The 13,730-nt window shown below is 36.4% G+C and carries 14 protein-coding genes; 8 read left to right on the forward strand and 6 right to left on the reverse strand.

The window, feature by feature from the left end; all coding sequences use genetic code 11:
* The first annotated feature begins 27 nt into the window (after positions 1 to 27).
* From ACSV4D_RS16260 to ACSV4D_RS16285, 6 genes are all read left to right on the forward strand, one after another.
* Positions 28 to 849, forward strand: a complete 822-nt coding sequence (locus tag ACSV4D_RS16260) for a hypothetical protein (RefSeq protein WP_439229092.1) — start codon at positions 28 to 30, stop codon at positions 847 to 849.
* Positions 850 to 932: 83 nt separating this feature from the next.
* The gene (locus tag ACSV4D_RS16265) at positions 933 to 1,514 is read left to right on the forward strand and encodes an O-methyltransferase (protein WP_439229093.1); all 582 of its coding nucleotides are present in this window, start codon (positions 933 to 935) and stop codon (positions 1,512 to 1,514) included.
* 16 nt (positions 1,515 to 1,530) lie between these two features.
* Positions 1,531 to 1,911 carry a nuclear transport factor 2 family protein gene (locus ACSV4D_RS16270; protein WP_439229094.1) on the forward strand — a complete coding sequence of 127 codons (381 nt, stop codon included), beginning with the start codon at positions 1,531 to 1,533 and terminating at the stop codon, positions 1,909 to 1,911.
* Positions 1,912 to 2,134: 223 nt separating this feature from the next.
* Positions 2,135 to 2,653, forward strand: a complete 519-nt coding sequence (locus tag ACSV4D_RS16275; RefSeq protein ID WP_439229095.1) for a hypothetical protein — start codon at positions 2,135 to 2,137, stop codon at positions 2,651 to 2,653.
* A gap of 732 nt (positions 2,654 to 3,385) precedes the next feature.
* Positions 3,386 to 4,282 carry an AraC family transcriptional regulator gene (locus tag ACSV4D_RS16280; RefSeq protein ID WP_439229096.1) on the forward strand — a complete coding sequence of 299 codons (897 nt, stop codon included), beginning with the start codon at positions 3,386 to 3,388 and terminating at the stop codon, positions 4,280 to 4,282.
* A 125-nt stretch (positions 4,283 to 4,407) separates the two neighbouring features.
* Positions 4,408 to 5,148 carry an SDR family oxidoreductase gene (locus ACSV4D_RS16285; RefSeq protein WP_439229097.1) on the forward strand — a complete coding sequence of 247 codons (741 nt, stop codon included), beginning with the start codon at positions 4,408 to 4,410 and terminating at the stop codon, positions 5,146 to 5,148.
* Between the two features lie 263 nt (positions 5,149 to 5,411).
* Here ACSV4D_RS16285 and ACSV4D_RS16290 read toward each other — a convergent pair whose 3' ends face one another.
* The gene (locus ACSV4D_RS16290) at positions 5,412 to 6,641 is read right to left on the reverse strand and encodes a multidrug effflux MFS transporter (RefSeq protein ID WP_439229098.1); all 1,230 of its coding nucleotides are present in this window, start codon (positions 6,639 to 6,641) and stop codon (positions 5,412 to 5,414) included.
* 70 nt (positions 6,642 to 6,711) lie between these two features.
* Entirely contained in the window at positions 6,712 to 8,964 is a 2,253-nt protein-coding gene (locus ACSV4D_RS16295; RefSeq protein ID WP_439229099.1) for an acyl-CoA dehydrogenase family protein, read from the reverse strand.
* 255 nt (positions 8,965 to 9,219) lie between these two features.
* Here ACSV4D_RS16295 and ACSV4D_RS16300 point away from each other — a divergent pair, with 255 nt between their 5' ends.
* Positions 9,220 to 9,465: an HAD hydrolase-like protein gene (locus tag ACSV4D_RS16300; protein WP_439229100.1), complete on the forward strand. Its 246-nt coding sequence runs from the start codon at positions 9,220 to 9,222 to the stop codon at positions 9,463 to 9,465.
* Positions 9,446 to 9,877 (forward strand): HAD family hydrolase, encoded by a 432-nt coding sequence (locus tag ACSV4D_RS16305; protein ID WP_439229101.1) that lies wholly within the window; start codon positions 9,446 to 9,448, stop codon positions 9,875 to 9,877. Before ACSV4D_RS16300 ends, ACSV4D_RS16305 begins: the two co-directional genes overlap by 20 nt.
* 130 nt (positions 9,878 to 10,007) lie before the next feature.
* Here ACSV4D_RS16305 and ACSV4D_RS16310 read toward each other — a convergent pair whose 3' ends face one another.
* From ACSV4D_RS16310 to glyA, 4 genes are all read right to left on the reverse strand, one after another.
* Positions 10,008 to 10,502, reverse strand: coding sequence for a GNAT family N-acetyltransferase (locus tag ACSV4D_RS16310; RefSeq protein WP_439229102.1), 495 nt, complete (start codon positions 10,500 to 10,502; stop codon positions 10,008 to 10,010).
* 4 nt (positions 10,503 to 10,506) lie between these two features.
* A complete protein-coding gene (gene guaC / locus ACSV4D_RS16315) occupies positions 10,507 to 11,550 on the reverse strand; it encodes a GMP reductase (RefSeq protein WP_439229103.1) in 1,044 nt (347 codons plus the stop codon).
* Positions 11,551 to 11,658: 108 nt separating this feature from the next.
* Positions 11,659 to 12,252 carry a tRNA-(ms[2]io[6]A)-hydroxylase gene (locus ACSV4D_RS16320; RefSeq protein ID WP_439229104.1) on the reverse strand — a complete coding sequence of 198 codons (594 nt, stop codon included), beginning with the start codon at positions 12,250 to 12,252 and terminating at the stop codon, positions 11,659 to 11,661.
* A gap of 134 nt (positions 12,253 to 12,386) precedes the next feature.
* Positions 12,387 to 13,661, reverse strand: coding sequence for a serine hydroxymethyltransferase (gene glyA, locus ACSV4D_RS16325; protein WP_439229105.1), 1,275 nt, complete (start codon positions 13,659 to 13,661; stop codon positions 12,387 to 12,389).
* Positions 13,662 to 13,730: the final 69 nt, after the last annotated feature.

The following is a 13,730-nucleotide window of genomic DNA, read 5'->3' on the forward strand; positions in this document are numbered from 1 at the left end:
CTTTTTTTAACCAACTCAAATAAAACCATGAAAAAACTATCACTCTTAGCTTTACTTTTTACCGCAATCCATTGTATTGCCCAATCAAAAACTGATAAGCTAACCAAACCTATCATTGAAGAAGGAAAAAAATTATACCAATCAGAAATGGCTTCGTGGTACGGAACCGATATTTTTCTGGCAAAATATAAAGATCACGAAAAAATTGGCGGGTATTTTTCGTATTCAGAAAATGATAACTCAAAATGTATTTTCTTTTCAAAAGAAGAAAACCCTAAAGTCATTGGAACTATTATTTTTAATGGCACTTTTGAAGTCAGTAAAGCAACAGCACTGGTAGAAGAAAGAACATTTACCCCAAATGAACTGGATTATTATACCCTAAGAGAAAATGCAAAAAAAGCACTGGAAAAAGATACACTTATCAAGAGTTACAACAACAGTAAACTAAATCTGATTCCGTTGATCTCTAATAACGAGAAGAAAGTATATATTCTCACAGGTCCTAATGTTAACGGAGTTGTGCTGCTGGGAAATGATTATTTACTCAACTTTGACAAAAACAATAACTTCATCAGCCGGAAAGCATTACATAAAAATTTAATTCCGATACAATACAAAAAAGACGAGACCGAAGTACAAACTGTACACAACCATCAGGCAGAAACAGGAGATTTTATTACTGCTACAGATATCTGCACATTAATGCTTTACGGAAAATTCACCAATTGGAAAAACCATATTGTACTTTCTAAAAATTATGCGTCTGTATGGAATTGTAAAACGGAGGAACTTAACGTACTGCCCGCAGAAGCATTCACTAAAATATTTGAAAAAACAGAGAAATAAAACATACCTCCGCCAGCGCAGACTTTCCGGTTATACCTGCTAAAAAAACTGTCTCGCCTTAAATAAGTAAAAGCAATAAAAACATGAACGATTCAAATATCCTTGACAAACCTGAGATTCATTCTCAAATAGAAAACAAATCCAAAGAAATTGGATTTACAATGCCTTCTGACCTTTATATCGGGACTTTATTGAAAACATTAATCACGTCAAAACCAAAATCAAACCTATTAGAATTAGGAACCGGAATAGGTTTATCGCTTTCGTGGATGATTGACGGCATGGATGCTGCATCTAAACTTAGCAGTATTGACAATGATCCTAAACTTATTGAGATAGCGAAAAATTATTTTGCTCATGACAAAAGAGTAAACATCATAAACGCTGACGCAACGGAATGGATTAAAAATTACAAAGGAGAGAATTTTGACTTAGTCTTTGCTGATGCCTGGCCGGGAAAATACAGTGAAATCAATGAAATTCTTGATTTGATAAAAGTAGGCGGAATGTACATTATTGATGATATGTTACCACAGCCCAATTGGCCACAGGGACATCAGGAGAATGTTGAAAAACTAATCGACTATTTAGAAAACCGAAACGATTTTAATTTGACTAAAATGAATTGGTCTACCGGTATCATTATAGCAACCAAAAAACAGTAGGCAAAAACATACCATTATGAATACAACAACAATTAGCAGAGAAGAAATCATAGCAGCAGAAGACCAGCTTTTCTCCGCACAGCTGATAAGCAATGTAGCTGCGCTTGACCAATTATTGCACGACGACTTAATTGCTGTTGCCCCTAACGGACAACTGCTCACTAAGGAAATGGACCTGAACGCTCACAGAGCCAAAGCAATGATTATCGAAGAAGCCTCAACCGAAATTAACGAAATTAAAATAACAGGCAATACAGCACTTGCTATTGTAACCATGACTGCCCGTGGCACCATGATGGGCACACCGCTCGAAGGAAAATTTCGCTATTTCAGGGTATGGAAACACTTTGACAACTCCTTAAAAATTATCGGTGCAAGTTTTATGCAACTACCTTAAATTTTATAAGCCACATTTGAATTTTATTCTACTAACACCGATAATATCCGGGCTTTCTATTAGTTTAATTTTTAAAACACTTTTTGTAAGAGTATTTTAATATATTTAAAAATAAATAATACGCATCAATAATTAATAAAACTTGCGCATAACATGCCAATTAAACATAAAACTAGTTTGTTTTATGCGCTTATATACTAGCTAGATGCAAGCCTAAAAAATTATGATTAAAACAATTGAAATTTTACTATTGATAATATTTCCAATTACAATTATCTCCTTTGTTGTGTTCTTTTTTATTGGTGCTTCAATCAAAATTCAGATGTGGGCTGAAGATTCCTTTGAAGAACTCAAAAATTTTAAACTAGGAATTCCTTCATTTACCACTACAATAATTGGATTTGTACTAATCTTCTCTTTAACTTCTCTTGAAAATAATTTGGCACGAAATGAAATTAAAGATTTCATAACACACAATAAAGATTTACAAATCTCCGCTAACAATATTATTATTGATTCTTTAAGAAAACCGTTTATTAATATTACAAAACGAAGTTACCAAAGAAATACCGGAAATGTTGAAATTAAAGTTTTGGTTAAATCAAAATCTCAAGAATTACCAATTAGATTACTGAGAGCGTCAGATGATGAAACGAAATATTGGGTTTTCCTTGAAAAATATCAATCGACATCAAAAAATTGTATTGGAGAAATTAATACCATTTTATTAGATAGATTCTAAGGCCCGCATATAACAGCGCACAAGCGATAATTTCTGGTTTTCAGTGGCTTCGGCTCTATTTTCACGAATAAATTCTATCTTAGCGGAAACAAATCAGTTCGCTGGCTTCGCAACGTCGCCTGTGCGCGGGACGTCAGGCTGAGAAAAAATCTCTTCAAATTTAGAAAGTATTCGGAGGGCTACCAAAGAAAAATCTCAAATATGAGATTCTCAAGAGGCAGATTTTAGTTTTTTACAGCCTGACGTTACCTGCAATTGCCAGCTAATTCAACTTAAATGGAAAATACTCAAAAGAAAATAAACGGAAAGAAAACAACCCCCGACCGCGCGGATATATCAACGGATAGCGCGGAAATGTTTTCCGTGCCCATAACAGTGAGTATTCCACAGCTAACACAAACGCAATGTCTTTAAGTTAAGCATATTTTGTGTCATTTCGACGAAGGAGAAATCAAATAACCTGAGCAAATTGCAAATGCCTCATACAGGATTAAAAAACTAGTGCTAAAAGTTGTTATAGCTATACGGCTGTAACAACTTTTTTTTGATGAAACAACAAAGGGGACACTGCTTCTAAAAAGTAGTATTCGAAAAGAAAAAAATCAGGCAACACTTAAAAAATGCTGTAGGCTGCTTTAAAAAAAGCAATAGTTTGACAAAATAAAGACGGCGAAAAAACTAAAAAAAATATTTCTTACTTTTAAGCTTCTTACTTCTAAATACTTTTAAACGATGATTTCTCCTGAAACAGCTGCAAAAATGAATAAAAGTACTCCGGTCGTACTGCGTAAACTCGAAAGCAGCAAAGGGTTTATCGTAAAAGCATGGGATGAATTTTCAGATGATTTTCAAGACGCTCTTTATCCGCACAGACATGATCATTATACCGGTATGCTGATAGCAAACGGAGAAGTCGAAGTCCTTTTAGATTTTGAACCATTCCGTATGCCTGCAAAAACCTTATTTATTTCGCCACCATGGCAGATTCATCAGGTTCACAAAGCATCACAGGCCAGCGGATGGTATTTTTCTTTTGAAAATGATCTTATCGAAGAATCTGTCAGAGCAACTCTCGATAAGTCCTTAGAGGAAATTATCTCTGTAGAACTCACAGACACCGAATACAATTGGTTTAAATCGGTATTATTATCCATCACAGCGCTGGATGATTTGAATCAGATACCCTACAAGGAAGTTTCTCATCCGTTGCTGTCTGCATTTGTTGCACAGGCAGGACTTAGCTATCAAAGCAAACCACAAGTCAATACCGCCAACTTTGCATCCCGCCCTATTGTAATTACAAAGAAATTTATAAATCTCGTCAGGCATAATTACCATCAGCTGAAAAAACCTGCTGACTACGCTGAAAAATTACATATCAGCGTTAGTTATTTAAACGATACTGTAAAAAAAATAACCAGCTTATCAGCCTCTTTAATTATTCAGAAAGAAATTTTGAGAGAAGCCCAGCGAATGCTTTATTATACCGATTCCAGTATAAAAGAAATATCAGATGTGCTGGGCTACGAAGATGAAAAATACTTTATGCGTCTTTTTAGAAAAAAAACCGGATTTTCCCCCACCGAATATCGAAAACACAATGCTCCTCCGGAGGATTACCTGTTTTAAAGTTGTATTTTTTTTAGCAAATGCGATTTGTCCACCTTACACAGTGGTTTGTATATCTTTGGCTAGTAACAAAATACAGAACTTTGTACGTATAGTAATTTTTTATTAACGCAAAGACTTAAAACATGAAAATACTAGTAGTTGGAGGGACAGGTCTGATTGGGACAAATGTCGCAGAAAAATTAAAAAAAGAAGGGTATGAAGTCGTTATAGGCTCGTCTAAAAACGGTATTAATATTATAACGGGAGAAGGACTTTCTGAAGCTTTAAAAGACACTGAAATTGTAATCGATCTTTCTAATTCATCATCTCCGGAGGAAGAAAATGCCATCCGATTTTTTAAAACAGCCGGACAAAACCTCGCTGAAGCAGAAAAACAGGCAGGAGTGAAACATCATATCATTTTATCTATTGTAGGTATCGACAAAGTCCTGAATATAGGATACATGCGGGCTAAAAAAATCCAGGAAGATACTATCAAAAATTCTGGAATTCCTTATACAATCATTCGTGCTACCCAGTTTTATGAGCACACCAATACTATTATCGCAATACAGTCAACAGATGATAAAGTGCATATTTCTACACTGGATTATCAGCCCATAGCCGCTGAAGATGTTGCTCAGTTGGTTATAAAATTTGCTTTAGAATCAGCTAAAAATAGTATTGTTGAAATCGCAGGTCCTGAGCTTACTCCAATGGATGAATTTGTTTCCCGATACATAAACCTGACAAGACAGCATAAAACTGTGATTTCAGACAATGATAATAAATATATGTTTTTTGATTTTCCTAAAAGCGGTTTAGTACCCGAAGGAGCTCATACAAAAGGTAACATTTATTTTAAAGATTGGATAAAAGTTTAAAAAAACTGACAAAGGATTCGGTTATTCTCTAACAGCACCGGAATACTGATATCCTGACTAAAACAACATCCATCAGAGATAAGAAGCAATCAAAAAAAACTCCGCAAAATTGCGGAGTTTTATATCTTATAGCTGTTACAAAGTTAGTATTCCGGAGCATTAACCTGAATAGTGAAAAATACTTCGGTTAGCTTCAAAAATTTCTATCATTCGCACATAAACTTTATTGTAATGAGCTTTTGTTTTGAATACTTTCCGGATAGTTAATGAACCATCGTTACAGCATCATCTCCATTATTAACAACCATTTTTTTGATTTTACGCTTGCCTATCAGCAAAACAAACAACGCAATAAGAGTAGTTGAAGTCATAATCATTACCATAGGTGCAATGGAATCTTTTACAAAAAGCCCTACTCCAAATGAAGCCAGTGCCCCAAGTCCTAATTGTGTGGCTCCCATCAATGCTGATGCACTTCCGGTATTTCTGGTAAAAGGTGCCAGAGATAATCCTGCGGTATTAGGGTTTGAAATTCCCAGACAAGCCAGAAATAAAAACAACATCCCAATCGTTTCATACAAGCCTAAAAGGTTGTTTACGGCTAAAAGTAAAAAGATAAAACTAATCACTGACTGTGAAATTAAAGCGGTGAAAATCATTTGCTCACTGGTAAAACGCCTCAGTAAAACCGAATTCAACTGACTCGAACCGATAAAACTGACAGACATAATTGCAAAAATCCAACCGTAGGTTTCAGCATTGACTTTTAAAATATCCATAAAAATAATGGGCGATGCCGCCACATACGTAAACAAACCCGAGAAAGCAATAGCACCGGTAAAGGCATAAGTATGAAACTGCGGTACTTTTAAAATGGAAATAAAATTAGTAATAATCGGTTTGGGTTTCAGTGAAATAGATGCATCTGGTTTGTGTATATCAGGCAATCCCAACTGGGTAGCCAGCAGTACAAAAGCTCCCATTGCAGCCAGAATTAAAAAAACGGTATGCCAGCCGTAATAAGTCGTTACATAACCACCGGCTGTAGGAGCCAGCATTGGCGAAAGCCCTACTACCAGCATTAATTTAGACAAAACATTAGGCGTTTCTTTGGCAGGAAATAAATCACGGACCATCGCTAATGAAGCTACTGTTGCGGCACAACTACCCACAGCCTGCACAAAACGCAAACCGATAAAAGTATTGATATCCGTAACAAAAACACAGCCCAATGAAGCCAGAATATAAACCAGTAAGCCTATAAACAACGGTTTTTTTCGTCCAAAACGATCTAATAAAGGACCATACAACAACTGTCCAGCAGATATCCCTATAAAATAACTCGACAAACTCATCGAAACTTTAGCGACTGTCGTGTTCAAATCGGAGGCAATACCTGAAAATCCAGGCAAGTACATGTCTATCGAAAAAGGCCCAAGAGCAGTCATGGAACCTAAAATTAAAATGAGTTGGAAGTATCTGGACTTATTCATAATTATCAGAAAATCGTATTGTTTATTTTGCTGCAAAAGTAAGCCTTTACCAGCAATAAATCAGTATAGCCTACACTAATGCACCCAAACAGCTATCCGGAACAGCAAATGCATGAACTAAAGCTACCGCATCCGGACGTATGTCCCAGCACAACTGATTGACCATCTTACGGATGGCTTTTGTCTTCACAGCTTCCATATAGTTGTCTTCCAGATACCAGGCTTTGTTTTTCTCTATTTGAGAAAGCGCATACAACTGATACAATTGATTTAAAACCCGTTTTATTTCTTCCTCTTTGACTACTGCAATAGCAATTTGAAACTGTTCCAGAACCACACGATCCAGATAAGCTGACGCCACATCTATCATCTGGTGCTGCACCACATTAAAAGCATCATAAGCGTCTAAACCATCGTCAACTAATTTTTTAATACGCTTGGCTGCCGAAGCTAAAATGGTCTTTTCCCGGTGCTGAAAAGCCTGTAAATGAAACTCACTGTCTAATAAATGGGCTTCATCTGTTTTACGGATAGCGATAGGGTTTTTCTCCGCAAGAGCCGATTTGGCATTTTCATACACATAATTAATAATTCCGAAAGACCCCATCTCTCCAAAAGCTTTTCTGAATTCTGACAACCTGTTTTTAGCAACTAATTGCATCAAAACGGTATTATCTCCTTCAAAAGTGGTGTAAATTTCGGTGTCATTTTTTAAAGCATCAATCCGGTTTTCAGACAAATAGCCTTTCCCACCACAGGCTTCCCGGCATTCCTGTAAAATAGCCGTTGTACTCCAGGTAGAATAAGATTTCAACCCTGCTGCAAGGGCTTCAATCTCCTGCATTTCGGTTTCTGTTTTATTTAAAAAACGTTGTGTCAGGTATTGCAAAGCAAAATGCACCGCATAGGTTTTAGCCAGCGGAATCAGTAATCTTCGCTGGTGCATACGGTAATTCAGAATCGGAACTTCCGAACCGCCTTCGGGACCAAACTGTCTGCGCTGGTCACTGTATTTTATCGCAATAGTAAGGCCTGTTTTGGCTGCAGCCAATGCCGAACGTGGAATACCAATCCTGCCTCCTACTAAGGTTCCTAACATCGTAAAAAAACGTCGGTTATCACTTGGAATCGGACTTTCAAATGCTCCTTCTTCATTCACCGAAGCAAAACGATCCAGCATATTTTCTTTTGGGATAACCACATTATCAAACCGAATAGTACCGTTATCTACACCATTCAGTCCCATTTTATGACCGCAGTCACCAATAGTAATTCCTTTTAAAACCACACCGTTTTCATCACGCAACGGCACAATAAAAGCATTTACACCGTAGTCGGTTCCATCAATAATCAGCTTAGCAAAAACTGTCGCCATTTGCCCGTGCAGTGCTGCATTCCCTATATATTCTTTTTGCGCTTTAGGATGTGGTGTATGGATCGTAAAAGTCTGCGTTTCGTGATGGTAAGTTGCTGTAGTTTCCAATCCTTTTACATTCGAACCATGATGCGTTTCGGTCATTGCAAAACAGCCCGGCAACTTTAAAGTACCTATGTCTTTTAAATATTTAGCATAATGTTTCTCTGTCCCCAGCGATTGTACGCTCATACCCCAAAGCCCAAACTGTACGCCAAATTTAATCACCAGACTCAAATCATGGTAACTCAGCGTTTCCATAATTGCAAAATAGTCCGCTATATTTTCACCGCCATCATATTCCTCAGGATAAGCCATATTACCCAGATTTTCATCAGCCAGAATTTTGCACCAGTAATACACCTTTTGACGGTAAAAATTAATATCAGTTGTATTTTCTAAACGAAATTCCGGTCGGGAAATCACAGCTTTTACCTTATTAATAATCCCTGCCTGTGCTCCGTCTAAGAAATCTGTTAATTTCTGAACATCAAAGCTGGCATCTGTATGGTGTGTAACGGTAAGCGTTTCTGACCTGGTTCTGAAATTACTGAGTGCTTCTTCGCCCAGAATTCCTAAATCATTTTCCAGTTTTACAAACGAAGTTTCTAAACTTTGAATGACAGCATCATTATCGGATAACGCTAAGCTGATTTCAAAAATAGATTTTACAGCTGTATGTTCCTGAATAGTTTGTTCTATTTTATTTTTCCAGTCCGTAATATCCTGACGGGATGGTGGGTTAGAAATACTTGTTTTTGAAAGTAATTCTAGTTTTTCTTCTGTCGAAAGCCAGTCTTGCGAATTGATGAATTGCTGTAAAGTAGCAAACTCTTTTTTAGTTAAAAGATCATCAGACCAAACCAGATAGAAAAGGGGAATAAACGCCTGTAGTTTAGAATTTTCCATAAAATATATTTAGAAATGGGAACAGTTTATAAATAATAGATTATGAAAATACGGATTCTGATCTGGATTTGTTGTTAAGGTTCTGGTAATTTTAAAATCGTATTTATAAAAAATAAAAAAGCACTGGATAATTTCAGCTCATTCTACAAAATAATAATGAGGAAGCAGATGTTTTTAAAAGTCAAAATCCGTTTTAAATTCTGTTAACAGCAGAAATGATTGTATCTTGCAAACATTAAAAAAACAAAATTTACAATGAAACAACCATGTGTTATTTTTGATATGGACGGCGTGATTTGCCATACAAATCCACATCATGCAAAAGCTTTCGAAGTCTTTTTTGACAATTACAAGATTCCGCATACAAAACAGGAATTTGAAGAACATATGTATGGAAAACATAATGGTTATATTATGACGTATTTTTTTAAGCGTTCTATTGCCGGTGAAGAACTTAGAAAGCTTGAAGACGAAAGAGTCCATGTTTCGAGAGGTTTATAAAGATAAAGTAGAAACCATTCCACATTATTTAAAGTTTTTAGAAGAACTCAAATCGCATGATTTTAAAACAGCCGTTGCTACTTCTGCCCCACGTGCCAATCTTGATCTGATTGTAGGAACTTTAAAAATTGGTGATAAAATGGACTCTATGATGGCAAGCGAAGATGTTAACGCTCACAAACCCAATCCGGAGGTTTATTTAAAATCTGCTGAGCGCTTGGGAGTTGATCCAACTGACTGTGTTGTTTTTGAAGATTCTTTTTCAGGTGTTACAGCTGGAATTAATGCAGGTATGAAAGTAGTGGGTGTATTGAGTTCCCATTCAAAAGAGGAATTACCACTGTGTGACTATTATATCAATGATTACAGCGAAATAAATGCAGCAAAAATTTTAGAGTTATTAAATGACTAAAAATAAACTGCCGAAGGGCTGATTCTATAGGGTATTAGTGAAATAATCGTCACGAATTCACTAATTTTTTCATTCATGAATTCGTGGCAAAAAACCAAAGCAGAACTTCGAAGAATTTAACCTAAAGAGATTAAAGCCGTTTTTCCATAATATAATCTTCCATTAAATAACCATGTTCTAATTCGATATCAATTTCCTGCATGATTTCAAAACCCATTCTTTGATAGAAAGTCAACGCTTTATTGAATCGGTTGACATTTAGTAATAATGTATGAGACTGATTTTCTTCTGCAAAATCTGCTATGGCATTAATGAGCAGTTTACCAATTCCTTTGCCCTGAGATTCGGGCAGCATATAAATTTTATGAATTTTGGTAGCATCTCCATCTTCATAATGATGTTCGAAAGAAGCGAAACCTAAACACATCTCATTTTCTTTTGCTAAGATAAATTCGTGACCGTTTGCTATATTCTTCCGCAAAGCTTCATCCGAATAAAAGGCTTGGAGCATATAGTCCAATTGCTCTTTAGACAAAATCTCGCCATAAGTAAGTGGCCAGGTTTTATAAGCTATTTCGGTAATCGTTTTTAAATCAGCCAGCGTAGCTTTAACAATATCTATCATTCGGCTATTCTGTTGTGAAAATTCTGTTTTCCTGTTCGCTTACACGAATAAAAGTAGTTCTTTTAGTCAGCTCTTTCAATCGGGAAGCTCCTACATAAGTACAACTGCTGCGTAAACCACCCAAAATATCCAAAACCGTATCTGCTACATTACCTTTAAAAGGAATTTTAACTGTTTTACCTTCACTGGCTCTGTATTCGGCAACACCGCCTACATGCTTGTTCATTGCTGTAGCGGAACTCATACCGTAAAACTGTTTGAATTTTTTGCCGTTAATTTCCAGTAGTTCTCCCCCACTTTCGCTATGACCGGCGAGCATTCCGCCCAACATCACAAAATCAGAACCTGCACCAAAAGCCTTGGCTACATCTCCCGGACTGGTACATCCCCCGTCACTAATAATATGTCCGCCTAAACCATGAGCGGCATCGGCACATTCTATAATTGCTGAAAGTTGCGGATACCCCACTCCTGTTTTGATTCTCGTAGTACAAACCGAACCCGGTCCAATACCCACTTTGATGATATCGGCGCCAGCCAAAAGTAATTCTTCTACCATTTCACCTGTAACCACATTACCTGCAATAATTACTTTGTCAGGAAATTGTTTTCGGGTTTGTTTTAAAAAATTCACAAAATGCTCCGAATAACCATTGGCAACATCAATACAAATGAATTTCAGTAAAGGATTATCAGTAACAATTTCGATTACTTTTTTGAAATCATTCTTGCCTGTTCCGGTGCTAACCGCTATATAATTGTAAAAATCAGCAGTAGCATTTTTTAAAAAATCATTCCATTCTGAAACCGAATAATGCTTATGAATAGCGGTGAATAATTTGTGCTTAGCCAGTTCAGTTGCCATTTCAAAGGTTCCCACCGTATCCATATTAGCAGCCATAATGGGAATACCACTCCAGCTTGCAGTACTATGCAAAAACTTAAATTCTCTTTCTAAGGAAACTTCAGCTCTGCTTTTTAGTGTAGAACGTTTGGGTCTGATCATGACATCTTTAAAGCCTAATTTCAAATCGCTTTCTATTCGCATAATTATCACTTTTTAGTGGGTTATCGAAAAATATATTTTACTTTTCTTAAAAGTAATGAATTTTATGCGGGAATTGTGCAAAGAAAAAAGAGACTTATCAACGATATATTAACCGTGAATCGTTTCGCCTTTACCGTAATTAGCAATAACAGATTCTTCGAATGCTAACCATTCTCTCCAGCGTTTTTCTACATCGATTCCTTCGCCATATTTTCGGGCATAAGTAATAAATGTGGTGTAATGTCCTGCTTCACTTTCCATTAATTCTCTGTAAAAAACTGCTAATTCTTCATCCTGAATATTTTCCGAAAGCACTTTGAAACGCTCACAGCTTCTGGCCTCAATCATAGCCGAAAACAATAATCTTTCTACCAGACCAGAAACACGGCTTCCGTCAGCACTCCTTTTCATGTATTGGTACAATTCGTTTACATAATCATCTTTGCGCTCGCGACCTAATTTTAATCCGCGCTTGATGATTAAATTGTGCACCTGCTCAAAATGATCGATTTCTTCTTTGGCTAAAGCCAATAAATCTTTAACCAAGTCCTGATGTTCCGAATTGTTGGTAATAATAGTAATCGCATTGGTAGCTGCTTTTTGTTCGCACCAGGCATGATCCGTCAGAATTTCTTCTATATTTTTCTCTACAATATTTACCCATCGTGGGTCTGTTGGCAATTGTAATCGTAATACGTCCATATTTTTAGTCTTAAAGTTTGAAAATCAAAAGTTGTAAAGCCAAAAAATAAAAGTCGAAGATCAAAACTAAAATAGAAATTGGCATTCCATTTTAAGACTTTTAATCTTCGACTTTAAGACTTTATGACTACTATTTAGAAAACGAAAATCGCTCTTTCGCTCATCATTTCGTTTACTTCTTCAGCAACTTCTTCGGTAACATCTTCGTTAGTATGATTCATCAATACTTTATCAATCATAGCAACAATAGTTTCCATATCTTCTTCTACTAAACCACGAGTGGTGATTGCAGCAGTTCCAACACGGATACCGGAAGTTACAAATGGAGATTTGTCATCAAATGGAACCATATTTTTATTTACAGTGATTTCTGCTTTTACCAATGCATTTTCAGCATCTTTTCCAGAAATTCCTTTGTTTCTTAAGTCAATTAACATCATGTGGTTATCAGTACCTCCAGAGATGATATCGTATCCTCTTTTTACAAAAGCATCCGCCATTGCATTAGCATTCTTTTGCAATTGACGTGCATAAGTAAAGAACTCATCTTGTAAAGCTTCACCAAAAGCAACCGCTTTAGCAGCGATAATGTGCATTAATGGTCCACCTTGATTTCCAGGGAAAACCGCTAAGTCTAATAAAGAAGACATCATTCTAACTTCTCCTTTTGGAGTCGTTAATCCCCATGGGTTTTCGAAATCTTTCCCCATCAAAATCAAACCACCTCTTGGTCCACGTAGTGTTTTGTGAGTTGTAGTAGTTACAATATGACAGTGAGGAATTGGGTCGTTTAATAAACCTTTAGCAATTAAACCTGCCGGGTGAGAAATATCAGCCATTAAAATAGCTCCTACGCTATCAGCAATTACTCTGAAACGCTCAAAATCCATATCACGGGAATAAGCCGAAGCTCCTGCGATGATTAATTTTGGCTGTTCTTTAGTTGCAATTTCCTGAATTTTATCATAATTCAAACGACCTGTTTCTTTCTCAACACCGTAGAAAACCGGGTTGTAAACACGTCCTGAAAAGTTAACCGGCGAACCGTGAGTCAGGTGTCCTCCGTGAGATAAATCAAAACCTAAAATTTTATCACCTGGTTTCAAACAAGCGTGAAAAACGGATGCATTTGCCTGAGAACCAGAGTGTGGCTGAACGTTAGCATACGCAGCTCCAAACAATTCTTTTGCTCTGTCAATAGCAATCTGCTCAACAATATCTACTACTTCACAACCTCCGTAATATCTTTTTCCAGGATATCCTTCTGCATATTTGTTTGTTAAAACTGAACCAGCAGCTTCCATTACTTCATCACTTACAAAGTTCTCAGAAGCAATAAGTTCTAAGCCATGTATTTGTCTTTCTTGTTCTTCAAGAATAAGTTCAAAAATTTGTTTGTCGCGTTGCATTTTTTAGATTTTAAATAATTTAGCGCAAAAATACAAAAAAACGTTTGTTAAACTGATAGATTATGATAT

Source organism: Flavobacterium sp. ARAG 55.4, from assembly GCF_051846875.1.
Lineage (GTDB): Bacteria > Bacteroidota > Bacteroidia > Flavobacteriales > Flavobacteriaceae > Flavobacterium > Flavobacterium plantiphilum.

What these genes read in the sequence shown, in the direction of transcription:
- ACSV4D_RS16260 (WP_439229092.1), top strand. Translation starts at nt 28, where the DNA reads ATGAAAAAACTATCACTCTTAGCTTTACTTTTTACCGCAATCCATTGT.
- ACSV4D_RS16265 (WP_439229093.1), top strand. Translation starts at nt 933, where the DNA reads ATGAACGATTCAAATATCCTTGACAAACCTGAGATTCATTCTCAAATA.
- ACSV4D_RS16270 (WP_439229094.1), top strand. Translation starts at nt 1,531, where the DNA reads ATGAATACAACAACAATTAGCAGAGAAGAAATCATAGCAGCAGAAGAC.
- ACSV4D_RS16275 (WP_439229095.1), top strand. Translation starts at nt 2,135, where the DNA reads ATGATTAAAACAATTGAAATTTTACTATTGATAATATTTCCAATTACA.
- ACSV4D_RS16280 (WP_439229096.1), top strand. Translation starts at nt 3,386, where the DNA reads ATGATTTCTCCTGAAACAGCTGCAAAAATGAATAAAAGTACTCCGGTC.
- ACSV4D_RS16285 (WP_439229097.1), top strand. Translation starts at nt 4,408, where the DNA reads ATGAAAATACTAGTAGTTGGAGGGACAGGTCTGATTGGGACAAATGTC.
- ACSV4D_RS16290 (WP_439229098.1), bottom strand. Translation starts at nt 6,641, where the DNA reads ATGAATAAGTCCAGATACTTCCAACTCATTTTAATTTTAGGTTCCATG.
- ACSV4D_RS16295 (WP_439229099.1), bottom strand. Translation starts at nt 8,964, where the DNA reads ATGGAAAATTCTAAACTACAGGCGTTTATTCCCCTTTTCTATCTGGTT.
- ACSV4D_RS16300 (WP_439229100.1), top strand. Translation starts at nt 9,220, where the DNA reads ATGAAACAACCATGTGTTATTTTTGATATGGACGGCGTGATTTGCCAT.
- ACSV4D_RS16305 (WP_439229101.1), top strand. Translation starts at nt 9,446, where the DNA reads ATGTTTCGAGAGGTTTATAAAGATAAAGTAGAAACCATTCCACATTAT.
- ACSV4D_RS16310 (WP_439229102.1), bottom strand. Translation starts at nt 10,502, where the DNA reads ATGATAGATATTGTTAAAGCTACGCTGGCTGATTTAAAAACGATTACC.
- guaC (WP_439229103.1), bottom strand. Translation starts at nt 11,550, where the DNA reads ATGCGAATAGAAAGCGATTTGAAATTAGGCTTTAAAGATGTCATGATC.
- ACSV4D_RS16320 (WP_439229104.1), bottom strand. Translation starts at nt 12,252, where the DNA reads ATGGACGTATTACGATTACAATTGCCAACAGACCCACGATGGGTAAAT.
- glyA (WP_439229105.1), bottom strand. Translation starts at nt 13,661, where the DNA reads ATGCAACGCGACAAACAAATTTTTGAACTTATTCTTGAAGAACAAGAA.